This is a genomic window from Streptomyces sp. NPDC032126 (genome assembly GCF_055580085.1).
Map to the genome: position 1 here is coordinate 678,397 of NZ_JBVIMA010000002.1, position 22,490 is coordinate 700,886.

At 72.3% G+C, this 22,490-nt stretch carries 21 protein-coding genes; 13 read left to right on the forward strand and 8 right to left on the reverse strand.

Annotated features, from left to right (window positions below; translation table 11 throughout):
- Positions 1–39 precede the first annotated feature (39 nt).
- Entirely contained in the window at positions 40–1,194 is a 1,155-nt protein-coding gene (locus ACZ5NW_RS11590; RefSeq protein ID WP_468743605.1) for an MBL fold metallo-hydrolase, read from the forward strand.
- On the opposite strand, the gene ACZ5NW_RS11595 is transcribed toward ACZ5NW_RS11590, so the two are convergent.
- Positions 1,191–1,871: a phosphotransferase gene (locus ACZ5NW_RS11595; RefSeq protein ID WP_468743606.1), complete on the reverse strand. Its 681-nt coding sequence runs from the start codon at positions 1,869–1,871 to the stop codon at positions 1,191–1,193. The genes ACZ5NW_RS11590 and ACZ5NW_RS11595 overlap by 4 nt on opposite strands.
- A gap of 286 nt (positions 1,872–2,157) precedes the next feature.
- Here ACZ5NW_RS11595 and ACZ5NW_RS11600 point away from each other — a divergent pair, with 286 nt between their 5' ends.
- From ACZ5NW_RS11600 to ACZ5NW_RS11625, 6 genes are all read left to right on the forward strand, one after another.
- Positions 2,158–3,369, forward strand: a complete 1,212-nt coding sequence (locus ACZ5NW_RS11600) for a prenyltransferase/squalene oxidase repeat-containing protein (protein WP_468743607.1) — start codon at positions 2,158–2,160, stop codon at positions 3,367–3,369.
- Entirely contained in the window at positions 3,366–4,022 is a 657-nt protein-coding gene (locus ACZ5NW_RS11605; protein WP_468743608.1) for an SCO2322 family protein, read from the forward strand. Before ACZ5NW_RS11600 ends, ACZ5NW_RS11605 begins: the two co-directional genes overlap by 4 nt.
- Positions 4,006–5,235 carry an energy-coupling factor transporter transmembrane component T gene (locus ACZ5NW_RS11610; protein WP_468743609.1) on the forward strand — a complete coding sequence of 410 codons (1,230 nt, stop codon included), beginning with the start codon at positions 4,006–4,008 and terminating at the stop codon, positions 5,233–5,235. Before ACZ5NW_RS11605 ends, ACZ5NW_RS11610 begins: the two co-directional genes overlap by 17 nt.
- Positions 5,232–6,935 carry an ABC transporter ATP-binding protein gene (locus ACZ5NW_RS11615; protein ID WP_468743610.1) on the forward strand — a complete coding sequence of 568 codons (1,704 nt, stop codon included), beginning with the start codon at positions 5,232–5,234 and terminating at the stop codon, positions 6,933–6,935. Before ACZ5NW_RS11610 ends, ACZ5NW_RS11615 begins: the two co-directional genes overlap by 4 nt.
- Complete coding sequence (locus ACZ5NW_RS11620) at positions 6,932–7,765, forward strand: ECF transporter S component (RefSeq protein ID WP_468743611.1); 834 nt, start codon at positions 6,932–6,934, stop codon at positions 7,763–7,765. Before ACZ5NW_RS11615 ends, ACZ5NW_RS11620 begins: the two co-directional genes overlap by 4 nt.
- 313 nt (positions 7,766–8,078) lie before the next feature.
- Entirely contained in the window at positions 8,079–8,504 is a 426-nt protein-coding gene (locus tag ACZ5NW_RS11625) for an aggregation-promoting factor C-terminal-like domain-containing protein (protein ID WP_468743612.1), read from the forward strand.
- A 67-nt stretch (positions 8,505–8,571) separates the two neighbouring features.
- Here the strand turns inward: ACZ5NW_RS11625 and ACZ5NW_RS11630 are convergent, their stop codons facing one another.
- Positions 8,572–9,807, reverse strand: a complete 1,236-nt coding sequence (locus tag ACZ5NW_RS11630; protein ID WP_468743613.1) for a cytochrome P450 — start codon at positions 9,805–9,807, stop codon at positions 8,572–8,574.
- A gap of 207 nt (positions 9,808–10,014) precedes the next feature.
- On the opposite strand from ACZ5NW_RS11630, the gene ACZ5NW_RS11635 reads away from it, so the two are divergent.
- A complete protein-coding gene (locus ACZ5NW_RS11635; protein ID WP_468743614.1) occupies positions 10,015–11,184 on the forward strand; it encodes a steroid 3-ketoacyl-CoA thiolase in 1,170 nt (389 codons plus the stop codon).
- 249 nt (positions 11,185–11,433) lie between these two features.
- Positions 11,434–11,676, forward strand: coding sequence for a hypothetical protein (locus ACZ5NW_RS11640; RefSeq protein WP_468743615.1), 243 nt, complete (start codon positions 11,434–11,436; stop codon positions 11,674–11,676).
- Here the strand turns inward: ACZ5NW_RS11640 and ACZ5NW_RS11645 are convergent.
- A complete protein-coding gene (locus tag ACZ5NW_RS11645) occupies positions 11,673–12,632 on the reverse strand; it encodes an SMP-30/gluconolactonase/LRE family protein (RefSeq protein ID WP_468743616.1) in 960 nt (319 codons plus the stop codon). The genes ACZ5NW_RS11640 and ACZ5NW_RS11645 overlap by 4 nt on opposite strands.
- Before the next feature lie 127 nt (positions 12,633–12,759).
- Positions 12,760–14,841, reverse strand: coding sequence for a bifunctional glycosyltransferase 87/phosphatase PAP2 family protein (locus ACZ5NW_RS11650; RefSeq protein ID WP_468743617.1), 2,082 nt, complete (start codon positions 14,839–14,841; stop codon positions 12,760–12,762).
- A 436-nt stretch (positions 14,842–15,277) separates the two neighbouring features.
- Here ACZ5NW_RS11650 and ACZ5NW_RS11655 point away from each other — a divergent pair, with 436 nt between their 5' ends.
- Together ACZ5NW_RS11655 and ACZ5NW_RS11660 are read left to right on the forward strand one after the other, a co-directional pair.
- Positions 15,278–16,843, forward strand: a complete 1,566-nt coding sequence (locus ACZ5NW_RS11655; protein WP_468743618.1) for a DUF2330 domain-containing protein — start codon at positions 15,278–15,280, stop codon at positions 16,841–16,843.
- Positions 16,844–16,916: 73 nt separating this feature from the next.
- Positions 16,917–17,588: an O-methyltransferase gene (locus ACZ5NW_RS11660; protein WP_468743619.1), complete on the forward strand. Its 672-nt coding sequence runs from the start codon at positions 16,917–16,919 to the stop codon at positions 17,586–17,588.
- A 25-nt stretch (positions 17,589–17,613) separates the two neighbouring features.
- Here the strand turns inward: ACZ5NW_RS11660 and ACZ5NW_RS11665 are convergent, their stop codons facing one another.
- Positions 17,614–18,006, reverse strand: a complete 393-nt coding sequence (locus tag ACZ5NW_RS11665) for a hypothetical protein (protein ID WP_468743620.1) — start codon at positions 18,004–18,006, stop codon at positions 17,614–17,616.
- 118 nt (positions 18,007–18,124) lie between these two features.
- Here ACZ5NW_RS11665 and ACZ5NW_RS11670 point away from each other — a divergent pair, with 118 nt between their 5' ends.
- A complete protein-coding gene (locus ACZ5NW_RS11670; RefSeq protein WP_468743621.1) occupies positions 18,125–18,532 on the forward strand; it encodes a DnaJ family domain-containing protein in 408 nt (135 codons plus the stop codon).
- Here ACZ5NW_RS11670 and ACZ5NW_RS11675 read toward each other — a convergent pair.
- Both ACZ5NW_RS11675 and ACZ5NW_RS11680 read right to left on the reverse strand, forming a co-directional pair.
- Positions 18,521–19,072 carry a hypothetical protein gene (locus tag ACZ5NW_RS11675; protein WP_468743622.1) on the reverse strand — a complete coding sequence of 184 codons (552 nt, stop codon included), beginning with the start codon at positions 19,070–19,072 and terminating at the stop codon, positions 18,521–18,523. The two genes, ACZ5NW_RS11670 and ACZ5NW_RS11675, sit on opposite strands and share 12 nt — an antisense overlap.
- 21 nt (positions 19,073–19,093) lie before the next feature.
- Positions 19,094–19,759, reverse strand: coding sequence for a hypothetical protein (locus tag ACZ5NW_RS11680; RefSeq protein ID WP_468743623.1), 666 nt, complete (start codon positions 19,757–19,759; stop codon positions 19,094–19,096).
- 133 nt (positions 19,760–19,892) lie between these two features.
- Here ACZ5NW_RS11680 and ACZ5NW_RS11685 point away from each other — a divergent pair, with 133 nt between their 5' ends.
- The gene (locus ACZ5NW_RS11685; RefSeq protein ID WP_468743624.1) at positions 19,893–20,423 is read left to right on the forward strand and encodes a GNAT family N-acetyltransferase; all 531 of its coding nucleotides are present in this window, start codon (positions 19,893–19,895) and stop codon (positions 20,421–20,423) included.
- A gap of 8 nt (positions 20,424–20,431) precedes the next feature.
- Here the strand turns inward: ACZ5NW_RS11685 and ACZ5NW_RS11690 are convergent, their stop codons facing one another.
- Positions 20,432–22,471, reverse strand: a complete 2,040-nt coding sequence (locus ACZ5NW_RS11690; RefSeq protein WP_468743625.1) for an MDR family MFS transporter — start codon at positions 22,469–22,471, stop codon at positions 20,432–20,434.
- Positions 22,472–22,490: the final 19 nt, after the last annotated feature.

Here is a 22,490-nt window from a genome sequence, read left to right on the forward strand (position 1 = left end):
GGTCGCGCCATGGCCGCCCGACGGGGAGGGGACCCACCCATGACGCAGACGCACGACACGCCGCAGACGTACGACCACGGCGGCGGCGTCCGCTCGATCCGGGTCCCGATCCCGGACAACCCGCTCGGCCACACCCTCGTGTACGTCGTCGACACCGACCGCGGCCCGGTCCTGATCGACACCGGCTGGGACGACCCGGACTCCTGGAACACCCTGACCGCGGGCCTGACCGCCTGCGGCACCGACGTCAGCGAGCTGTACGGGGTGGTCATCACCCACCACCACCCCGACCACCACGGCCTGTCCGGCGCGGTGCGGGAGGCCTCCGGCGCCTGGATCGCGATGCACGCGGCGGACCTGGCGATCGTGCGGCGCACCCGCGAGACCCGCCCCGAGCGCTGGTTCACGTACATGGCGGACAAGCTGATCGCCGCCGGCGCCCCCGACGACCATGTGGCGCCGCTGCGCTCGCCCCGCGCCGGCCGCCCCCTCCCCGGCTTCTCCCCCGCCCTCCCCGACCGCGAGATCACCCCGGGCGAACTCCTCGACCTCCCCGGCCGGCGGCTGCGCGCGATCTGGACCCCGGGCCACACTCCCGGCCATGTCTGCCTCCACCTGGAGGAGGACCACCCGGCCCGCCTCCCGGGCCACGGCCGCCTGTTCTCCGGCGACCACCTGCTCCCCGGGATCACCCCGCACATCGGCCTGTACGAGGACCCCGACGGCCATGGGGGTCCCTTCGCGCGAGCGCAGCCGAGCGTGGAGGAGGTCCCCGTCGGGGAAGTCGGCGTCGGAGACGTCACCGTGGGGGAGGTCGCGGTGGAGGAGGTCATCGACCCGCTCGGCGACTACCTCGACTCCCTCGAACGCGTCGCCCGGCTCACCCCCGCCGAGATCCTCCCGGCCCACCAGCACCCCTTCACCGACGCCCCGTCCCGCGTCGGCGCGTTGCTCACCCACCACGAGCAACGCCTCACCGGCCTCCTGGCGTTGCTCACCGAGCCCCTCACCGCCTGGCAGCTCGCCGAGCGCATGGAGTGGAACCGCCCCTGGTCCGACATCCCCTACGGATCCCGCAACATCGCCGTCGCGGAGGCGGAGGCCCACCTGCGCCACCTGGTGAAACAGGGCCGCGCGGAGACGGTGACGGGGAGCGGGCCGGTGGCGTACGTGGCCGTCGCCCGAGCCTCCTAACGACGCCGCGGCAGAAACGACCGGATCAACTCCTCGGCCTCCCCCAGGAGTTCGACCTCCGCCGCGCTCATGGTCGGGTTCGCCGCGCGCCGTCGTAGCGCCTGTTCCAGGCCCGTCGCGGTGAGGGGGGACGGGTCGGCGAGCAGGTGGGCGAGGATCTGCCCGGCCGCCGCGGCGACGGGCTCGGGCGATACGGCGACCTGGGCCAGGATCACCGCGGACATACCCCAGTCGAGCCCCGGCTCGCCCTCCCCGGCCGTGTCCCAGTCGATGACCCGGGGCCCGTCGGCGGTGAGGATCACGTTGTCGGGGTGGAGGTCGAGGTGGAGGATCCGGGCGTCGGGGGAACGCCGTCCGGGGACCGCGTGCAACTCACGCAGCAGCCCGGCGAGCATCGCCCCCGCTCGCGCCGCGTCCAGCTCGCCCGCCGCGAACGCCTGGAGCATCGTCGGCCCCTCCAGCCGCTCCATCACCAGATCGGTGCGCGAACCCGAGGGCCGTACGGCGGGCACCGGGTAGCCGTGCTCGCGCAGATACGCCATCAGCGCCCCCTCGGCGGCCGCGTCCGCCCAGTCCTCCCGGTTGCGGCGCAGCACCCACCGCTCGTCGATCTCGTACACGTCCGCCGTACGCCCCGAGCCGAGCAGTCGGCCCGGCGCCCTCCCCGTGGTCGTCATGGGCAGAACATAGCCGTACGACGACCGCTCGCGTACATGCCCACAGGTGCCTCTCGGACCGCTGCTGACCGGCCGGTACAGTAGCCCGGTCGTCATCACACCCGTACGGGGGAAAGCCGGTGCAATTCCGGCGCTGACCCGCAACCGTTAAGCCGCTCTTGGGCGGTGAGCCGGACTGCCCCGCACGGACGTGACCGGCTCACGCACCGTCGAGGTCTACGGAGTCGAGCCGCCCGGGGTGTCCCGTGCTGCCCGGCTCCCCGTCAGGGAGAGGCACCCGCCGATCATGAACGCACGCCGCACCGCCACGGCCCTGGCCGCCGCCCTATCCATAGCCGTGATCGCCGCGGTACCGGCCGTCGCCGCTCCGTCGCCCACGCCGAAGGTGGCGATACCCGAGGGCCTGTACGGCACGACCGACCCGACGTACGACGGGGTGTGGCGGCAGTCGCTGGCGATGCTGGCGCAGAACGCCGTGGGGGTGAAACCCGCCGAGCGGGCCGTGCGCTGGCTGGCCGGACAGCAGTGCGCGAACGGCGCCTTCGCGGCGTTCCGCGCGGACGCCACGAAGCCGTGCGACGCCCGGCTGATGGTGGACACCAACAGCACCGCGGTCGCCGTACAGGCCCTCGCCGCACTCGGCGGCCACGACACCGAGGCCAAGAAGGCCGTCGGCTGGCTGAAGTCGGTGCAGAACAAGGACGGCGGCTGGGGCTACACCCCGGGCGGCCCGAGCGACGCCAACTCCACGTCCGTCGTCATCGGCGCTCTCGCCGCGACCGGCGAACAGCCCACCGGGACCGTCAAGGACGGCAAGTCCCCCTACGACGCCCTGCTGAAGCTCGCGCTGCCCTGCGCCGAGGGCGGCGCGTTCGCCTACCAGCCCGACAAGAGCGGCAGGCTCGCGGCCAACGCGGACGCCACCGCGGCGGCCGTCGTGGGCGCCCTCGGCAAGACGGTCAAGGGCGCCCCCGCGCAGCCGGCCGCCGCGACACCGTGCGCCCGGGCGACGACCCCCGAGCAGGCCGCCCGCAACGGCGCCGGCTACCTGGCCACCACCCTGGCCAAGGACCACCACCTCATCTCCACCCTGCCGGGCGCGGAGAACCAGCCCGACTTCGGCAACACCGCGGACGCGGCCATCGCCCTCGCGACCGCCGGATACCACGACGCCGCCGCCGCGACCATGTCCTGGCTGGAGAAGAACTCCGCCCCCTGGGCCGCCCCGAGCGGTCCCGCCGCCTACGCCCAGCTGATCCTCGCGGCCCGCGCCACCGGCGCCGACGTCCACGCCTTCGGCGGCCAGGACCTGGTCGAACTGCTGAACGCGACGGGCCCGGCTCCCCAGCGGGCGACGGCGTCCGCGAAGCCCGCCGCCGCGTCGGTCGACAACGACGGTACGTCGAAGGCCCCTTGGATCGTCGGCGGCGCGGTCGTCGTCGTGGCCGCCCTCGGCCTCGTCCTCGTCGCCCGCGGCCGGAAGCGGCGGCAGTCGTGATCCGCCGCACCGCCGCCGCCCTCCTCACGGCGCTGCTGTGCACCCTCGCGGCGGCGCCGGCCCACGCCACCGGCTACCGCTACTGGTCCTTCTGGGACCGCACCGGCGACCGCTGGACGTACGCCACCCAGGGCCCCTCCACGGCCCGCCCCGACGACGGCGCGGTCCAGGGCTTCCGTTTCGCGGTGAGCGCGGACTCCGGCGACGCGGACCAGCCGCGCGGCGCCGCCTCCTTCGCCGCGATCTGCGCGAAGACACCGGCGCGGGAGGGCAGGAAGCGCGTCGCTCTCGTCATCGACTTCGGCACCCCGGCGGACGCCCCGTCGGGCGAGACCCCGCCGGCCGCGCGTACGGCCTGCGCCCAGGTCTCCCCCGACGCGTCGACGGCGGAAGCCCTCGCCGCCGTGGCCAAGCCCCTCCGCTACGACACCAACGCCCTGCTCTGCGCGATCGCGGGATACCCGGAGCGCGGCTGCGGCGAACAGGTGTCGGGGACGGCGAAGAACCCCACGGCGAAGCCGGAGGAGCGGGAGAACGAGGAGGGGGGCGACGGGCCGTCCCTGGGACTGTACGCGGGAGCGGCGGCAGTGGCGGTCCTGGCGGCAGCGGCGATCTGGCAGTCCCGGCGGCGCAAAGATGCCCACCGTCGATAGCCATGGCCGCGGGCAGTCCGGCGGCCTGGGTGGGCGCGGCGGTGCCCCGCGAGTGCGGGCCGGCGCGCCCAGCCCCGCCCGGCGCCGGCGCCACCGCCCCGCCCAACTCCACCCCGCCGCCTGGTGGCTCTGGTCCATAGGTCTCGGCACCGCCGCCACCCGCACCAGCAACCCTCTCCTCCTCACCCTCCTCATCACCACCTCCGCCTACGTCGTGACCACCCGTCGCCCCGACGCCCCCTGGTCCCGCTCCTACGGCGCCTTCGTCAAGCTCGCCCTCGCCGTCCTCGCCGTCCGCCTCCTCTTCGCCGTCCTCCTCGGCTCCCCGATTCCCGGCACCCACACCCTCCTCACCCTCCCCGAAGTCCCCCTCCCCCACTGGGCGCAGGGCATCCGGCTCGGTGGCCGGGTGACCGCCGAGGGGGTTCTCTTCGCGGCCTACGACGGCCTGAAGCTCGGCGCCCTCCTCATCTGCGTCGGCGCCGCGAACGCCCTCGCGAGCCCTTCCCGTCTTCTGAAGTCCCTCCCAGGCGCCCTCTACGAGACGGGTGTGGCCGTGGTCGTCGCGATGACCTTCGCCCCGCATCTCATCGCCGACGCCCAGCGGCTGCGGGCCGCCCGCCGTCTGCGCGGCCGCCCCGACCGGGGTCTGCGCGGCCTGCTGCACGTCGGACTCCCGGTCCTGGAGGGCGCGTTGGAGCGCTCGGTCGCCCTCGCCGCCGCGATGGACGCGCGCGGATACGGCCGTACCGTCCATGTCCCCGCCGCCGTACGCCGTACGACCGCCGCGCTCACCCTCGCCGGCCTGCTCGGCGTGTGCGCGGGAACGTACGGGCTGCTGACCGCGGACGGCGGAACGTACGGCACCCCGCTGCTCCTCGCCGGGCTCGCGGCCGCGCTCGCCGGGCTGTGGCTCGGCGGCCGGCGCACCCCGCGCACCCGTTACCGCCCCGACCGCTGGGACGTACGGTCGTGTCTGGTGGCCGGTTCCGGCGCCGCCGTGGCCGCCCTGCTCACCCTCGCCGCCGACCGCGACCCGGCGGCCCTGCACCCCGGTGTGGTCCCGCTGGTCGCGCCGGGACTTCCGCTCTGGCCCGCCGCTGCCGTCCTGCTCGGCCTGCTGCCCGCCTTCGTCGCCCCAGCCCCAGTCCCAGCCCCCGCCTCCGCCCCCGCCTCCGCCTCCGCCCCCGTCAGCCCCGAGGAGCCGCAGTGATCCGCTTCGAGGACGTCTCCGTGACGTACGAGGGCGCGCCCGAACCCGCCGTCCAGGGCGTCGACTTCGAGGTCCCCGAGGGCGAACTGGTGCTGCTCGTCGGCCCGTCGGGCGTCGGCAAGTCCACCGTTCTCGGCGCGGTGAGCGGTCTGGTGCCGCACTTCACCGGCGGCACCCTGCGCGGCCGGGTCACGGTCGCCGGCCGCGACACGCGCCGCCACAAACCGCGCGACCTCGCGGACGTGGTCGGCACCGTCGGCCAGGACCCGCTGTCGCACTTCGTCACGGACACGGTGGAGGAGGAACTCGCCTATGGAATGGAGTCGTTGGGCCTCGCCCCGGAGGTGATGCGGCGCCGCGTCGAGGAGACGCTGGACCTGCTGGGCCTCGCCGCCCTGCGCGACCGGCCGATCGCCACGCTCTCCGGCGGCCAGCAGCAGCGGGTCGCGATCGGCTCGGTCCTCACCGCCCACCCGAGCGTGCTGGTCCTCGACGAACCGACCTCCGCCCTGGACCCGGCGGCCGCCGAGGAGGTCCTCGCGGTGCTCCAGCGGCTGGTCCACGACCTGGGGACGACGATCCTGATGGCCGAGCACCGCCTGGAGCGGGTCGTGCACTACGCCGACCGGATCCTGCTGCTGCCCGCACCGGGTGCCGCCCCGCTCCTCGGTCCGCCGCCCGAGGTGATGGCCGTGTCCCCCGTCGTCCCGCCGGTGGTGGCCCTGGGCCGGGTCGCGGGTTGGTCCCCGCTGCCACTGACCGTACGGGACGCCCGCAGACGTGCGGCAGAACTGAAGCACCGGCTGAGTCCGCGTATCTCCGACAGCCACACCCTCACCTCCGATGGCCACGCTCTTACGACGCCCGCCCCGCGACACGAGTCGGCGCCGCGGTCCCCCTTCCGCCGTCTCTTCACGCGCCGCACCACCCCCGCACCTCCCGCCGGCTCCCCCGTCGCCGAGGTCCGCTCCCTGGCCGTACGACGGGGCCGGGTCCAGGCCCTGCGGCACGTGGACCTGACCGTGACGGCCGGGGAGACGATCGCCCTGATGGGCCGCAACGGCGCCGGGAAGTCCACGCTCCTCGGCGCGCTCGTCGGCCTCGTCGAACCCACGGCCGGCACGGTCCGCACCGGCGGCGCCACCCCGCACCGCACGGCCCCCCGCGACCTCGTGCGCCGGGTGGGCCTGGTCCCGCAGGAGCCGCGCGACCTGCTGTACGCCGACACGGTCGCCGCCGAGTGCGCGCAGGCCGACCGGGACGCCGGGGCGGAACCGGGCACCTGCCGCGCCCTGGTGTCCGAGCTCCTGCCGGGCGTGACGGACGGCGTCCACCCGAGGGACCTGTCCGAGGGCCAGCGCCTCACCCTGGCCCTGGCGGTGGTCCTCACGGCCCGCCCGCCCCTGCTGCTGCTCGACGAGCCGACGCGCGGCCTGGACTACGAGGCGAAGGCCCGCCTGACCGCGCATCTGCGCCGGCTGGCCGCCGAGGGCCACGCCATCGTGCTGGCCACGCACGACGTGGAACTCGCCGCCGAGCTGGCCCACCGGGTCGTGCTGCTGGCGGACGGCGAGGTGATCACAGACGGCCCGACAGCCGATGTGGTGGTCTCCTCCCCGTCCTTCGCTCCACAGGTGGCGAAGATCCTGGCTCCGCAGAGGTGGCTCACGGTGACCGAGGTGAGGAGGGCCCTGGCGTGAGGGTTTCCTCGGGAGCGGCGGAACGGCAGGCGCGGGCCGTTCATCTGGGCCCTCGCTCGGTGGCGGCCCTCGTCCTGGTCAGCGCGGTGGGCGTCGCGGCGCTGATCTGGCCGTTCCTCGCCCCGCCGGCCTCCTCGGCGGTGGCCCACGCCCAGGACGCGCCCTGGCTCTTCGCGGGTCTGCTGATCCTGCTGGCCGCGGTGGTGGCGGCGACGATCGCGGAGTCGGGCCTCGGTCCGAAGGCGGTCGCGATGCTGGGCGTGCTGGCGGCGACGGGGGCGGCGCTGCGCCCGATCGGCGCGGGTACGGCGGGCCTGGAGCCGATGTTCTTCCTGATGGTGCTGAGCGGCCGGGTCCTCGGCCCGGGCTTCGGCTTCGTGCTGGGCGGCGTGACGATGTTCGCGTCGGCGCTGCTCACGGGCGGGGTCGGGCCGTGGCTGCCGTATCAGATGCTGTCGATGGGCTGGTTCACGATGGGCGCGGGCCTGCTGCCGGGCCGGGACGGCCTGCGGGGCCGGGCGGAGGTGCTGCTGCTGGCGGCGTACGGCTTCCTTGCGGCGTTCGCGTACGGCACGGCGATGAACATGCAGGGCTGGCCCTTCATCGACCGGAACAGCACGACGATCGCGTTCGACCCGGAGGCGGGCCCCGCCGCGAATCTGGCCCGTTTCCTCGCCTACTGCGCGGCCACGTCCCTGGGCTGGGACCTGGGCCGGGCGGTGTGCACGGTGGTCCTCACGGTGTTCCTCGGTCCGGCCGTGCTCAAGGCGCTACGCAGAGCCACCCGGCGGGCCGCGTTCGAGACCGCGGTCACATTCGAGGGCCGTTGAGCGGTGAAGCACCCCACATGACCCGGATCACCCACTATCCAGGCTAGTAGGGCATTTCGGACGCCATGTCCACGCCATAATGGGCCCTGACCTGCGCATTGAGATCCAGCTCACACGGACCAAGATCACGGCAAATGCGGCCACGACTAGTAAAAGGGGTATTTGCCAGGGCATTTCCGACCTGGTTCTGTGGATGACGTCGCACGGCGCCGACAAGCCCACGGGCCTCGGCGCCGACGCATGTACCGGACCGCCACCACGGGGTCGGGACACCCGCCCGCGACGACCATGTCCCCGAAGAAAAAGGTTCTCCGTGTCCGTCTCCGTCATCCGCCGCATCGCCAAGTCCCCGAAGAAGGCCCTCACCACCGCCGCCGTGGCCGCCGCCACCGCCGGTATGGCCCTGACCGCGGCCCCCGCCCACGCGGCCACCGGTTCTCTGGCCAGCGCCTCCGAGGCCAAGGCGATCGCGCACCAGATGATCCCGGACGCCGCGCAGTACAACGCCTTCTCCAAGATCGTCGAGCACGAGAGCGGCTGGGACGTCGACGCCACCAACGCCTCCTCCGGCGCCTACGGCCTCGTCCAGGCCCTCCCCGGCTCGAAGATGGCCTCCGCCGGCTCCGACTGGAAGACCAACGCCGCCACGCAGATCAAGTGGGGCCTCAACTACATGAACTCGCGCTACGGCAGCCCGGTCGGCGCCTGGAACTTCTGGCAGGCGAACGGCTGGTACTGAGCCGCACCGCACCCGCGCTGACGCACAAGGCGGCGACCCGACACACGGGGTCGCCGCCTTCGGCGTCCTACAGGGCGCTGACCCGCAGCTCCTTCACCCCGTTGATCCAGGAGGAGCGCAGGCGCCGGGGGTCCTCGACGAGCCGTAGGCCCGGCATGGCGTCGGCGATGGCGTTGAAGATGAGGTCGATCTCCAGGACCGCCAGCGACTTGCCGAGGCAGTAGTGCGGTCCGCCGCCGCCGAAACCGAGGTGGGGATTGGGGTCCCGGGTGATGTCGAAGGCCTCGGGCCGCTCGAAGACCTCGGGGTCGTGATTGGCGGAGGCGTAGAAGAGTCCCACCCGGTCCCCCTTCTTGATGTGCTGCCCGCCCAGCTCGGTGTCCTGAGTGGCGGTGCGCTGGAAGGAGACGACGGGGGTGGCCCAGCGGACGATCTCCTCGGCGGTGGTGGCGGGCCGCCGTTCCTTGTAGAGCTCCCACTGCTCGGGGTGGGTGAGGAAGGCGTGCATCCCGTGGGTGATGGCGTTCCGGGTGGTCTCATTGCCGGCGACGGCGAGCATCAGCACGAAGAACCCGAACTCGTCGGACGACAGATTCCCCTCGTCCTCGGCGGCGACAAGGGTGGTGACGATGTCGTGCGCGGGGCACTGCTTCCTCTCCGCCGCCATGTTCATGGCGTAGGCGATGATCTCGGCGGCGGACTGGGCGCCGATCTCCTCGGTGATGGCGTACTCGGGATCGTCGTAGGCGATCATCTTGTTGGACCAGTCGAAGATCTTGGCCCGGTCGTCCTGCGGTACGCCGATGAGCTCGGCGATGGCCTGAAGGGGCAGCTCACAGGCGACCTGGGTGACGAAGTCGAACGGCTCGGAGTGGGCGGACGCCTGGGCGACGATGTCGCGGGCCCGCGTCCGGAGCCGTTCCTCCAGGGACCGGATGGAGCGGGGAGTGAACCCGCGCTGGATGATCTGCCGTACGCGCGTGTGCTCCGGCGGATCCATGTTGAGCAGGATGAGCCGCTGGGCGTCGATGGTGGCGCGTTCGATGTGGTCGTGGAAGCGGATGATCGCGGTGTTGAGGTAGGAGGAGAAGATCTCGGGGTGAGTGGACACGTACCGCACGTCGGCGTGCCGGGTGACCGCCCAGTAGCCGCCGTCCCCGAAGCCGGCGACATTGTCCGGCTGCGGTATCCAGCGGACGGGTTCGGCCCGGCGCAGCTCGGCGAACTCGGGCAGGGGCACACGGTGATGCAGCAGGTCGGGGTCGGTGAAGTCGAACCCGTCGGGAAGCGCTGGGCAGTGCATGGGCAGCTCCAGCCAGGGGGCACGTCATCTGACCGTCATCTGACGGTTCATCAGAAATAGACTGCCGTGAAGGTAGTTGAGAGGGCTGAAGGCTGCAAGACCCTTGCGGTGAGCGACATCACATCAGCAGACTGCAAGCAGCGGAACTAGAACACGTACTAGTTCCGCTTGCAGGAGCCGAGCCGCCCCCCGGAAGGATCCGCACCCATGGCCGCCGAACCCGTGATCGTGGAAGCCGTCCGCACCCCCATCGGCAAGCGCGGCGGCGCGCTGGCCAACCTCCACCCGGCGTACCTGCTGGGCGAGACCTACCGCGAACTGCTGGGCCGCACCGGCATCCCCGCGGACGCCGTGGAACAGATCGTCGGCGGCACGGTGACACACGCCGGCGAACAGTCGATGAACCCGGCGAGGACCGCCTGGCTGACGATGGGCCTCCCCTACGAGACGGCCGCCACGACGGTGGACTGCCAGTGCGGCTCGTCGCAGCAGGCGTCGCACATGACCGCGAACTTGATCGCGGCGGGCGTGATCGACGTGGGCATCAGCTGCGGCGTCGAGGCGATGTCGAGGGTCCCCCTCGGCTCGGGCTCGAAGCACGGCCCGGGAAAGCCGTTCCCCGAGGAGTGGAACGTGGACCTGCCCAACCAGTTCGAGGCCGCGGAGCGGATAGCCCGCAACCGGGGCCTGACGCGGGAGAACGTCGACGCGCTGGGCCTGCTGTCCCAGGAACGGGCGGCGACGGCGTGGGCGGAGGAACGCTTCAAGAAGGAGACCTTCGCCGTCCAGGTCCCGACGACGGAGGACGAACAGCGGGCGGGCCAGGGAATGTGGCGCCTGGTGGACCGGGACGAAGGTCTGCGAGACACGACTCTCGAGGCCCTGTCCGGCCTGAAGCCGATCATGCCGACGGCGGTCCACACGGCCGGCAACTCGTCACAGATCTCGGACGGCGCGGCGGCGATCATGTGGGCGTCGAAGCGCATGGCAAAGGCCCTGAAGCTCAGGCCCCGCGCCCGCATCGTGGCCCAGGCCCTGGTGGGCGCGAACCCCCACTACCACCTGGACGGCCCGATAGACGCGACGAAGACGGTCCTGGGCAAGGCGGGCATGACCCTGAAGGACATCGACCTGATCGAGATCAACGAGGCGTTCGCGTCGGTGGTGCTGAGCTGGGCGAAGGTCTTCGACCAGGACCTGGAGAAGGTGAACGTCAACGGCGGCGCGATCGCCCTCGGCCACCCGGTAGGAGCGACAGGCGCCCGCCTGATCACCACGGCCCTCCACGAACTGGAACGCACGGACAAGGAGTTCGCCCTGATCACGATGTGCGCGGGCGGGGCACTGGCGACGGGGACGATCATTCAGCGGCTGTAGTCCCGGTCCAGGGGAGGAAGGCCGAGACGCGGCCTACGACCACGTCGAGGACCGCCGCCGCACCCTGTTCCCCCTGGACGCACTGGTCGACAAGTGGGGCGTGTCCGGGCGCCGCCCTGGGGCCCCGGCCCCGGGCGGCGGTCGAACGGTCTGGTTCGGACGCACCGACGAGCAGCGTGCAGCTGCCGGCAGTACGGTTTCCCTACGGCAGGGCAGTGGCTGACGGACGCCTCACCGAGGGAGATGATCATGCCTTCTGTCACCATTCTCAGGCCCGGGGTGCAGGAAGTGGACCCAAGCTCGGGATGGTTCGGCTGGAACTTCAACGCCGAAGTCGACGGCCAGGTAGGAGTCGCCTGGATCTTCTCGCCGTCTCCCCTGCCCGAGAACGAAGCCGCTGCGCGCCTGAAAGGCATGCTCGAACGCCATCCCGACAAACTCAACGGTATTTGCTACACAGAAACACCGGCCCCGGACATCGGTATGGCCTAGAGCGTGATCCCGACGATCGTCGAGGACGTCGTCGGGTTCGACCAATCGGAGTCGAAGGCGGCGTTGGCCACGTACAGGCGGTTGCCGTGGATCGCCGCCGTCGTGGGTTCGTCGAAGCGGGGGTCGGTGATGCGCTTGGCGAAGGTTCCGGTCGTGCCGTCGGGGGTCAGGGTGAAGACGTCCACCGCGTAGGACCAGTTGCGGACCACGTAGAGGGTGCGGCCGCGGACGAGCAGGCCGTCGCCGTTGGTGAGTTCGCCGGTGTCGAGGGTCGTCTCCGTCGCCTTGCCCGTTGCCGGGTCCACCCGGTACAGGCGGTTCACCGTGTCGTTCACCACGAGGAGTGCCCTGCTGTCCGGGGTCAGGGCGATGCCGTTCGCGCCCCAGTTCTCCCCGCCCGGGGGTGTCGGTGACCAGGCTCCCGTCAGGGGGATGCTGCGCAGCGGGGACGGGCCGGACAGCGGGGCGCGGAGCGGCAGGTGGTAGAGGACGTCGTTGAACGAGTCCGTGAACCAGGCCCCTCCGCAGCCCACCACCACGTCGTTCACGAACGTCGTGCCCGTCGCCGCCCGCCAATTCGCCAGTACCCGGCCGTCCTTGCGGTCGATGACCCTGACCTCGCCGCTGTCGCCGCCGGCGACGAGCAGTCTGCCGAACGGATCGACCTTCAGACCGACCGAGATGGGGCCCTGCCCCTTGGTGATGATCCTCCCCCGGCCCGTCGCCAGTTCGGCCGCGTAGATCGAGCCGTCCAGCAGCGAGCCGGTGTACACGACTCCCCCGGGGGCGATGGCGATTCCCTCCGGCTGGAAGCCCGGTGGGGTCGGGATCGTGTCCGGCCAGGGGGCGTCCGGGGCGGCCTGCGCCACGGACGTCAGCGGGCCCACCACCGCGGCGGTCCCCATTGCCGCCGCGGCCGTGCCGATGAGGTGACGTCGAGTCAATGAGCGTGCCACAGTGCGGGATCCTTCCGACGGTGGAGCAGCCGAGTCCTTCTCCCTCACCTCAACACACCCTCCGGCCCACCTCAGCACCTCCGCCCTCACCCTTCACAAGGGAATGCTGAGGCTCCTCTTCTGCCCCTCACCGGCCGCCCGTACGGACCTCCTGCCCGTCGGCCTCGTCGGCGGTCGCCTCCGCCGCCCTCTTCTCCCCCTCCTCCGTCGCCACGGCCGTGGCCGTCCGGGCTCGTGGTCCCTGGAGGGCGTACGTCAGGCCGAAGCCCGAGACGACCACCACCGCGCCGCCCACCGCGTCCAGCACCCAGTGGTTGCCCGTCGCCACGATCGCCGAGACCGTGAAGAGGGGGTGGAGGAGGCCCAGGGCCTTCATCCACCACTTGGGGGCCACGATCGCGATGATGAGCCCGCACCACAGGGACCAGCCGAAGTGCAGGGACGGCATCGCCGCGTACTGGTTCGTCAGGTTCGTCAGCGTGCCGTAGTCCGGCTTGGAGAAGTCCTGGACGCCGTGGACCGTGTCGATGATCCCCAGCGAGGACATCAGGCGCGGCGGGGCCAGCGGGTAGAGCCAGAAGCCGACCAGGGCCAGCAGCGTGGCGAAGCCGAGCGCCGAGCGGGCCCAGCGGTAGTCGACCGGGCGGCGCCAGTACAGGAGCCCCAGAACCGTCAGCGGGACGATGAAGTGGAAGGTCTCGTAGTAGAAGTCGAAGAAGTTCCGCAGCCAGTCGACCTTGACGACCCAGTGGTTGACGGTGTGTTCGATGTCGATGTGCAGGAAGCGTTCGAGATCGAGGATCTGCTGCCCGTGCTCCTCGGCGCGCGCCCGGCCCGCGGAGTTCGTGCCGCCGGTCGCCGCGAGGCGGACCTTCGCGTACGCCGCGTACGTCACGCGGATCAGCAGCAGTTCCAGGAGCAGATTGGGGCGGGTCAGGACTCTGCGCAGGCCCGGGACCAGCGGCACCCACGTCCAGCGGGCCGGGGCCGGGGCGGCGTACTCCGTCGGGATCGGGCGGTAGAAGTACGGCGACGTGCGCGGGAGGAAGGGGATCACCGTGGCCGCGGCGAGCGCCGCCCACAGCACCCCGTTGTCCCTCAGCGGGTACAGCACGGCCATGTTCGGCAGCATCATCTTCGCCGGCAGCGACATGACCAGGACGACCGCGACGGGCCACACCAGGCGGTCCGACGCCCGCTTGCCGACCCGGCCGACGACCGCGAGCAGCACCCACAGCAGCTGGTGCTGCCACGCCGTCGGGGAGATCACGATCGCCGCGCAGCCGGTGACGGCCACCGCCAGCAGCAGCTGTCCGTCGCGGGCGTAGCGCACGGCCCGACGGAGGCCGAGCACGGCCACGGCCGCGCCCAGCGCAAGGAACAGGCCGATTTCCAGCGGGCCGGACAGGCCGAGGCGGAGCAGGGCGCCGTGCAGGGACTGGTTGGCGAGTCCGTCGGCCTTCCCACCGAGGCCGGTGCCCGCCATGTGGTGCACCCAGTAGGTGGACGAGTCGTGCGGCATCGCCGCCCACGCGAGCAGCGTGCAGGCCAGGAAGGTCACGCCCGAGGACAGCGCGGCCCGCCGCCGGCCGGTGAACCACAGCAGCGGCGCGAACAGCAGCACCGTGGGCTGCAGGGCCGCCGCGAGGCCGATCAGGGCGCCCGACAGCCGCTCCTCGCGGGCCACGAAACAGCCGACCAGGACCAGCAGGACGGGAAGGATGCTGGTCTGGCCCAGCCAGAGCGTGTTGCGCACGGGCAGCGACAGCATCAGCACGCTGATCGCGACCGGCGCGGCCAGCAGGGAGGCCCGTCGGCTCACCGGTTTCGGCAGGGCCCGCGCGACGATCAGGCCGAGGGCCACGACCAGCAGGAGCGTGCCGAAGGTCCACCCCCAGCCGAGGGCCTGTTCGGCCGCCCGGGTGAACGGCTTGAGGACGAGCCCGCCGAACGGGGTGCCGGTGAACTCGGAGGAGTCGTAGAGCGAGCCCTTGACGTGCAGCACGCCCTCGGGTCCGAGCCAGGTCTCCAGATAGGTCAGCCGCTCCCCGCGCGGGGTGCTCAGGACGACGGCCACCTGCCGTACGGCCAGTACCGCCGCGACCAGCCACAGTGCGAGGCGGGCCGCGCGCAGGCGTGCCCCGGCCGTGCCGGCCGCCGTCGCCCCGAAGGGTCTCGCCGGTCGCCCGCTGTGCTCCGCATTCGCCACGCCTCGTCGGCCTCCCGCCCCGTCGTCCCACGCGTCGTCCGCCGCGCGGAGTCATCCTGTACGGACCAGCAACTACGCATCTGCAACGCACCCGCTCGCACCACGGTTCCGTAACGGCAACGCACCGGTCCGCGCGCGGGGTTCCGCACCGGGGCGCACCTACCGCACCTGTACGAACCTCCAACTCTACGAGGCTCGCAGCACCCCTCGGGACACAGACGCGGGCAACCCCCGCTTCACCTGTCGTCCGCCCTCCTTTTGTCCGGAAGTTGTCCGAAAGACGATAGTCCGCAGGCGGTCGGGACGCCTCGCCAAGGGCTCGAACCGGATCACGGCACGAACGGAACCGGTCCCTCAGCCGTACCGTCGTAGACCCTGCCGCGCCGCGCTGCGCGGCCACCGGTGTACCGCGAAAGGTGACGGAGGGGCTTCGGACATGGGCGGTTTCCTGCGCGAACGGCGGGAACGGCGGGAAGGACGGGAACGGCCGGGCCGTGGGCGGCGCGGGCGGATCGTGACACTGGTGCTGGCGCTGCTCGCACTCCAGGTGGGGATGCTCGTAGCACCCGCCTACGCCTGTGGCTGCGGGGCACTGATTCCGGCCGATCAGCGACGGGTGACCGTCGGGCGCGAAGTGTCCGCGGTGCGGTGGGACGGCGCTCGGGAGCAGATCGTGATGCGGCTGTCGGTCGGCGGGGACGCCGACCGAGCCGCCTGGATCATGCCGGTGCCGCACCGGGCGACCGTCGAGCTCGGCGACCCGGACCTGTTCGACCAGCTGGACGCGGCCACCGCGCCGGTGCACCGCGACCGGTACCACTTCTGGCCACGCGACGGCGACTGGCCGCTCACCTCCGACCACACGGACGGCGCGGGCGCGTCACCCGGCGCTCCGGAGGCCGGGCCCGGGGTGGGCGTGGTCGGCCGGGAACGGCTCGGGCCCTTCGACGTGGCACGGCTGACCGCGACGGACCCCGCCGCGCTGGACGACTGGCTGCGCGCCAACGACTTCGCCTTCCCGCCGCGCCTGGAGCAGGCCCTGCGGCCGTACGTCGACCAGCGCTGGGAGTACGTCGCGGTCCGCCTCGTCCCCCAGACGGCCGGCGCCACCCTGAACGGCGTCCTGGACCCCCTCCACCTCAGCTTCGCCTCGGACCGGCTCGTCTACCCGATGCGGCTGTCCCGCCTGGCGGCGACCCCGCAGTCGCTCGGCCTGTACGTGCTCGCCGCCCACCGCATGGAACCGGCGTCCGCCATCGGCGGCGGGCGTCCCCGGGTCACCTTCGCGGGCCGGGTGACGCCGCGGACGGGGCCGCTGGCCGCCCTGGCCGAGGGCACCCCCTTCCTGACGGCCCTGGTCCAGGACTTCCCCACCCCGTCGGCGATCACCGGCGACCACGAACTGCGCCGCGCCCCCGCCGACACGGCCTTCCAGCAGGTGATCTACGACGACCACCTCCGCACGATCGCCGGCGCCCCGGCCTGGCTGCTGACGCTGGCCGTCGGCCTGACGGCGGCGTCCGCAGGGGCGATCACCTGGGCGGTACGGGGCAGCAGGGCCCGCCGCAACGTGAGGGGGCTGGGGCGACATGCGGGCGGGGCGGGGACGGGCACGGGGGCGGTATCGGGGTCGGTGGCAGGAACCGGGTCGGCGGCCGGAACGGGGCCGGTGGCCGGAACAGGGGCGATGGCCGGGACGGAGTCGGAGTCGGCATCGATGTCTGGGGCGGAAAGCCCGGCACAGGTGGGGTCGACTGCGGCGGGCGGGGCCACGATGGAACCAGCGCCCCATGTCCCGCGATCAGCGACCCCGACGACCCACGTCCCCCCATCACCGCCCCCCGCGTCCCCCGTCCCTCCCAAGCCGCGCACCGCGCCTCGCGTGCCCCCGATACCGGCCCACGAACCCGCCACCCCTCCCTCGCCCGAACGGCTGAATTCGCCCGACCATGTCCGCCTCCGGTCCCCCGCGGAGGAACCCACCCGCAACTCCGGCCGTTGATCGAGCTAGTTAGCGTTTCTAAGTAGGTGTGCGTAGTGGTCTACGCAGTGGATCTGCACGAGAGGCAGAGCGCATGAGTGAGTCGCAGGTCTGGGACGCCGTCGACGGCTACTTCGCCGCCACCCTCGCCCCGGACGACGAGGTGACGGAGGCAGCGCTGCGGGACAGCACAGCCGCCGGGCTGCCGCCGATCAATGTCACACCGAGCCAGGGCAAGTTCCTCCAGTTGCTCGCCGAGATCCAGGGCGCGCGCGCCATCCTGGAGATCGGCACCCTCGGCGGCTACAGCACGATCTGGCTGGGCCGCGCCCTCCCGCCCGAGGGCCGCCTGATCACCCTGGAGTACGAGCCGAAGCACGCGGAGGTGGCCCAGCGCAACATCGCGCGCGCCGGGCTCGACAAGCAGATCGAGGTGCGCGTCGGCGCGGCCCTCGACCTGCTGCCCCTCCTCGCCGACGAGAACCCGCCCCCGTTCGACCTGGTCTTCATCGACGCGGACAAGGCCAACAACGCCCACTACGTCGACTGGGCCCTCAAACTCACCAGCGCGGGCAGCCTGATCGTCGTCGACAACGTGGTGCGGGGCGGCCGGGTCGCCGACCCGCACACGACCGACGGCGCCGTGCGCGGCACCCGCGCCGCCCTCGAACTCATCGCCGACCACCCGAGACTGAGCGGCACGGCCCTGCAGACCGTGGGCACCAAGGGCTACGACGGGTTCGCGCTGGCCCGCGTCCTGGCGTAGCCCCGGCCTCGGGGGGGGCGGGCCGCTACGCCTCGTGGTAGAAGCCGACGTTGACGCTGCGCGGGCCGGTGCGATCCTGGATCACGATCTCGCCGGAGCCGCCCCGGGGCAGCGGCACGGTGCCGCCGTAGTCGACCGGCTGCCGGTACTCGCCCATCAGCAGCCGGACTTCGGAGGAGGGTTCGGGCTGTGAGCCCCGCAGCCAGGTCACCTGCCAGGTGCCGTCGGGCCCGCACAGGAACTCCAGGTGCACCCGGGAGACGAACAGCCAGTCGTCGGGTGTCGCGAGGCGGCACACGGCCTTGTCCCGGCCCACCCGCAGCACGGCGCCCGGATCGCTGGGCGCGTCGGCCATGAGCATGCCGGCCGTGGCGCCCTCTTCCGCCCCCGAGACGGACGCCATGGTGAGTTCGAGCACGTGCGCTCCTCCTGAGATGAGGTACTGCTGAGATGAGGTACTGCGATGTCCTAAGTGTCCTTGTACAGCGGCCGCATGATAAATCGCCCGGGGCTGTCGCGTCCGGCACAATGAAGGCATGACCGAGCGAAAGCCACCGGGCGTCCCGTTCGAGTCCTGGGTCGACAAGCAGATCCGCGACGCGCAGGCACGCGGCGAGTTCGACCGGCTGCCGGGCGTGGGCAAGCCGCTGCCGGCCGATCTCGACACGCCGTACGACGAACTGTGGTGGGTCAAGCGGAAGATGGCCCGCGAGGGGCTGGCGGTGCTGCCGCCGGCGCTCGCCCTGCGCAAGGAGGCGGAGGACGCCCTCGCCGCGGCCTACGCGGCGCCCTCGGAGCGGACGGTGCGCCGGATCATCACCGAGGTCAACGCCAAGATCCGCGACATGATGTTCAAGCCGCCGCCCGGTCCGCCGCTGGGCATGAAGCCCTATGACGTGGAGGCGGTCGTCGAGGAGTGGCGCGGGCGTCGGTCAGACGTGTAGCAGCCTTTCCGTCAGCTCCCGGTAGTCCCGCAGGGCCAGCCGGAGCTGCTCGGTCTCCGCGGTCGGCTCGGTGCGGTCCTCGCCGGTGTCCGCCATCTGCCAGGAGCCGCGCAGCGTACGGCGCCGGCTCGTCATGGCGTCGCTGAAGCGGGTCGCCAGCTCCTCCAGGACGTGGTCGGCCTCCTCCACGGCCTCGCGCGGCCGGTCGACGAACTCCTGGACGGCGTGCTGCAAACGGGAGGTGAGCCGTTCGCTCTCGTCCTGCGGGAGCAGGGGTGCTCGCGACGAATCCGACAGGGCCTGCGACTCCGTGGACATCGGCCCGCCCGCCGCCATCCGGTCCTCCGGCGACATCCGCTCGGCCAGCGGCATCGGCTCGCCCGGCGGCATCTGCTCCCGTCGCGCCATCCGACCACTGTCCGGCATCCGGTCACCGCCCGGCATCCGGTCACCGCCCCTCATCCGCTCGCCCTCCTGCATCCGCTCGGTGCTCTCCGGCATCCGGTCCTCCGGTTCCGGTCCCGGCCTCATGCCTGCCATTCCGCTCACCCTCCTCCTGTCTCATCCGTGCTTCGGCTGATGCCGGTGGAAGCCGCGTGCCAGGAGATGGCTCCCGGACGACCCGGTCCCCGTGCCCGATGTCGCCCGGTGGCGGCCGCCGTGCCGTCCGTCCGGTTCCATCAGGTCCTCGAACAGTTCCCGCGCCTCGATCATGGCGGCCCGCATGTCCTCCGTACCGGCGCCGGATCCGGCCCGGTCACCGGCGCCCGCGCCGCTGGCGACCCAGTGCACGTGCCGGTATCCGTTCACATGCTCGGCGTGGTGCACGGACAGGGCGTCGATCTGCTCCTCGTAGCGTCCGCCGTCCGGGAAGCCGCGGGCGCCCGCCGCCTCCGCGAGGAGCCGGTCCGCCTCGGTGACCGCATCGCGCGGTGAGTCGACGAAGCGCTCCTGCGCGGCCGCCCAGCGGGACTCGAACCGGGCGCGTTCAGTGGGCTCCAGCGGGCGTTCGCGCAGGTCACCGTGGCGTTCCACGAGCGCTCCCAGTTCGCGTTCGGCCGCCTTCTTGTCCCCGTCGTGCCGGGCGACGGCCCGGTCGTACTCGGGCCCGAACCGCTGCTTCAGGTTGCCGCCGCGTGAGCCCCGAGCGCGTACGGCCAAGAAGGCCGCGACGGCGACGATGGCCACCGCGGCAACGATCAGAACGATGATCACGGCTGTGGACATGGCTGCCTTCCAGTGTGTCGGCCCCACGGGCCGGTTCCCGCTCCGGGTTGCCCGGACGCCACCCGTCAAACGACCCCCGCGGTCGCGCATATTCGCTTGCGGGCCGTACGTCCCGCCGCCCGACAATGCCGGTATGACCTGGACGATCACCCCGGAGACACCCGACTCGCCCGCCGCGACCGCGCTGTGGCGGGACTACTACACGGAGGTCAGCGACCGCTGGTATCTGCTGCACGAGGGCCGGCGCACCGACCCGGACGAGCTGGAGCGGGAGATCGCCGCGCGGACCGGGGCCGAGCTCGCGCCGCCCGCCGGGCGGTTGCTGATCGCGCGGTACGGCGGCGAGCCGGCCGGCAGTGCGGGCGTACGGCTGCTGGAGCCGGCCACGGCCGAGCTCACGCGGGTGTTCCTGCGGCCGGAGGCGCGGGGGAAGGGCGGCGCGGCGCTGCTGGTCGGGGCCGCCGAGCGGGCCGCCCGGGAGCTGGGCGCCCGGCGGATGGTCCTCGACACACGCTCCGACCTGACCGAGGCCCGCGCCCTGTACGCCCGCCTGGGCTACGCGGAGACGGAGCCGCACAACGACGACCAGTACGCCGAACACTGGTTCGCCAAGGACCTCGACGGCGATGGCGACGGCGGCGAGGAAGACGGCGGTCTCGGCTGAACCGTGCCTCAGACGCCGCGTCGGATGTCACCCTCGGCGGTGGGCTGTTCGCGGTCGGAGCCGCAGAGTTCGTCGTTCAGCTCCTTGACCAGCTGGGTGAGGTCGGTGGGGCGGTCCGGGCCCCACCAGTCGCCGAGCAGCTCGGCCAGCGACGCCTCGCGGGCCGCGGCCAGCCGCCCGGCGACCTCTCGGCCCTCTTCGGTGAGGTGCAGGTCCAGGCCCTCGCGGACGGCGAGACGGCGTTCCTCGACCTGCCGGGCGGCCTCCAGGATCACGTTCAGCGGGACGGCCACGCGCTCGGCGAGACGGCCCGGCTCGACGGTGCCGTACTTCTTCATCCGCAGCAGCAGCCAGCTCGCGGCGGGCAGCAGGTCGTAGCCGGCGCGTTCGGTGATGCCGCGGTAGATCTCGCGGCGGCCCTCGCGGGTGCCGAGCACGGACAGGGCGCGGCACACCTCGTCGTACGACGACCGCTGGACGGGGTTGCTGGCCAGGGTCTCGGTCACGTCGGGCGCGGTGACGGAGGCGCGCAGCCTGTCCTCCTTGAGGAACCAGGCGAGGACGAAACCGAGCAGCGCGACGGGGGCGGCGTAGAGGAAGACGTCGGTGATCGACGTGGCGAAGGCGTGCAGGGCGGCGGGGCGCAGGGCGGGCGGCAGGTCGGAGATGCCGCGCGGGTCGGCCTTCAGGGCGTCGGCGGAGGCCCCCGCGGGCAGGCGTACGCCCCGGAAGGCGTCGGCGAGCTTGTCGCCGAGGCGGCTCGCGAAGACCGTGCCGAAGATGGCGACGCCGAAGCTGGCGCCGATGGAGCGGAAGAAGGTCGCGCCGGAGGTGGCGACGCCGAGGTCCTCGTAGGACACGGCGTTCTGCACGATCAGCACCAGCACCTGCATGACCAGGCCCAGTCCGAGGCCGAAGACGAAGAAGTCGGCGCTCATCCGGGCGGTCGAGCTGTGTTCGTCGAGCTGGTGGAGGAGGAGCAGGCCGAGGGTGGTGACGCCGGTGCCGAGGATGGGGAAGACCTTCCAGCGGCCGGTGCGGCTGACGATCTGTCCGGAGAGTGTGGAGGACAGCAGCAGGCCGAGCACCATCGGCAGCATGTGGACGCCGGACATGGTCGGCGAGACGCCCTGGACGACCTGGAGGAAGGTCGGCAGGTAGGTCATCGCACCGAACATCGCGAAGCCGACGATGAAGCTGATGACGGCCGAGAGGGTGAAGGTGCGGACGCGGAACAGCTTGAGCGGCAGGACCGGTTCGGCCGCGCGGCGCTCCACGAGGACGAACGCCACGATGAGCAGGACGCCGAGCACGGCGAGCCCGACGACCTGGACGGACGCCCAGTCCCAGGTCGTGCCGCCGAGGGAGGCGATGAGGACGAGGCAGGTGGCGACGGCCGCGATGAGGACGGTGCCGAGGTAGTCGATGACATGGTGGGCGGCGCGGCGCGGGATGTGCAGGACGGTCGCGATGACGGCGAGCGCGACGACACCGACGGGGAGGTTGACGTAGAACACCCAGCGCCAGCTGAGGTGTTGGGTGAACAGGCCGCCGAGCAGCGGGCCGAGGACGCTGGTCGCCCCGAAGACGGCGCCGAACAGGCCCTGGTAGCGGCCGCGTTCGCGGGGCGGGACGAGGTCGCCGACGATCGCCATGGACAGCACCATCAGTCCGCCGCCGCCGAGGCCCTGGACGGCCCGGAAGGCGATGAGCTGGGGCATGTTCTGCGCCATGCCGCACAGGGCGGAGCCGATGAGGAAGATGACGATCGCGGTCTGGAAGAGTTTCTTGCGCCCGTACTGGTCGCCGAGTTTGCCCCACAGCGGGGTCGCGGCGGTCGAGGCGAGCAGGTAGGCGGTGACGACCCAGGACAGGTGTTCCAGGCCGCCGAGGTCGCTGACGATCGTCGGCAGCGCGGTGGACACGATCGTCTGGTCCAGGGCGGCGAGCAGCATGCCGAGGAGCAGGGCGCCGATCGACACGAGAACGTTTCCGGCCACGTGTTCCCGGCGCGGATCCTCCGTGCGGGCGTGCTCGTCCAAGGCCATGGAGACCTCCGGGGCTCAT

What these genes read in the sequence shown, in the direction of transcription:
- ACZ5NW_RS11590 (WP_468743605.1), top strand. Translation starts at nt 40, where the DNA reads ATGACGCAGACGCACGACACGCCGCAGACGTACGACCACGGCGGCGGC.
- ACZ5NW_RS11595 (WP_468743606.1), bottom strand. Translation starts at nt 1,871, where the DNA reads ATGACGACCACGGGGAGGGCGCCGGGCCGACTGCTCGGCTCGGGGCGT.
- ACZ5NW_RS11600 (WP_468743607.1), top strand. Translation starts at nt 2,158, where the DNA reads ATGAACGCACGCCGCACCGCCACGGCCCTGGCCGCCGCCCTATCCATA.
- ACZ5NW_RS11610 (WP_468743609.1), top strand. Translation starts at nt 4,006, where the DNA reads ATGCCCACCGTCGATAGCCATGGCCGCGGGCAGTCCGGCGGCCTGGGT.
- ACZ5NW_RS11630 (WP_468743613.1), bottom strand. Translation starts at nt 9,807, where the DNA reads ATGCACTGCCCAGCGCTTCCCGACGGGTTCGACTTCACCGACCCCGAC.
- ACZ5NW_RS11635 (WP_468743614.1), top strand. Translation starts at nt 10,015, where the DNA reads ATGGCCGCCGAACCCGTGATCGTGGAAGCCGTCCGCACCCCCATCGGC.
- ACZ5NW_RS11640 (WP_468743615.1), top strand. Translation starts at nt 11,434, where the DNA reads ATGCCTTCTGTCACCATTCTCAGGCCCGGGGTGCAGGAAGTGGACCCA.
- ACZ5NW_RS11655 (WP_468743618.1), top strand. Translation starts at nt 15,278, where the DNA reads ATGGGCGGTTTCCTGCGCGAACGGCGGGAACGGCGGGAAGGACGGGAA.
- ACZ5NW_RS11660 (WP_468743619.1), top strand. Translation starts at nt 16,917, where the DNA reads ATGAGTGAGTCGCAGGTCTGGGACGCCGTCGACGGCTACTTCGCCGCC.
- ACZ5NW_RS11670 (WP_468743621.1), top strand. Translation starts at nt 18,125, where the DNA reads ATGACCGAGCGAAAGCCACCGGGCGTCCCGTTCGAGTCCTGGGTCGAC.
- ACZ5NW_RS11675 (WP_468743622.1), bottom strand. Translation starts at nt 19,072, where the DNA reads ATGGCAGGCATGAGGCCGGGACCGGAACCGGAGGACCGGATGCCGGAG.
- ACZ5NW_RS11680 (WP_468743623.1), bottom strand. Translation starts at nt 19,759, where the DNA reads ATGTCCACAGCCGTGATCATCGTTCTGATCGTTGCCGCGGTGGCCATC.
- ACZ5NW_RS11685 (WP_468743624.1), top strand. Translation starts at nt 19,893, where the DNA reads ATGACCTGGACGATCACCCCGGAGACACCCGACTCGCCCGCCGCGACC.
- ACZ5NW_RS11690 (WP_468743625.1), bottom strand. Translation starts at nt 22,471, where the DNA reads ATGGCCTTGGACGAGCACGCCCGCACGGAGGATCCGCGCCGGGAACAC.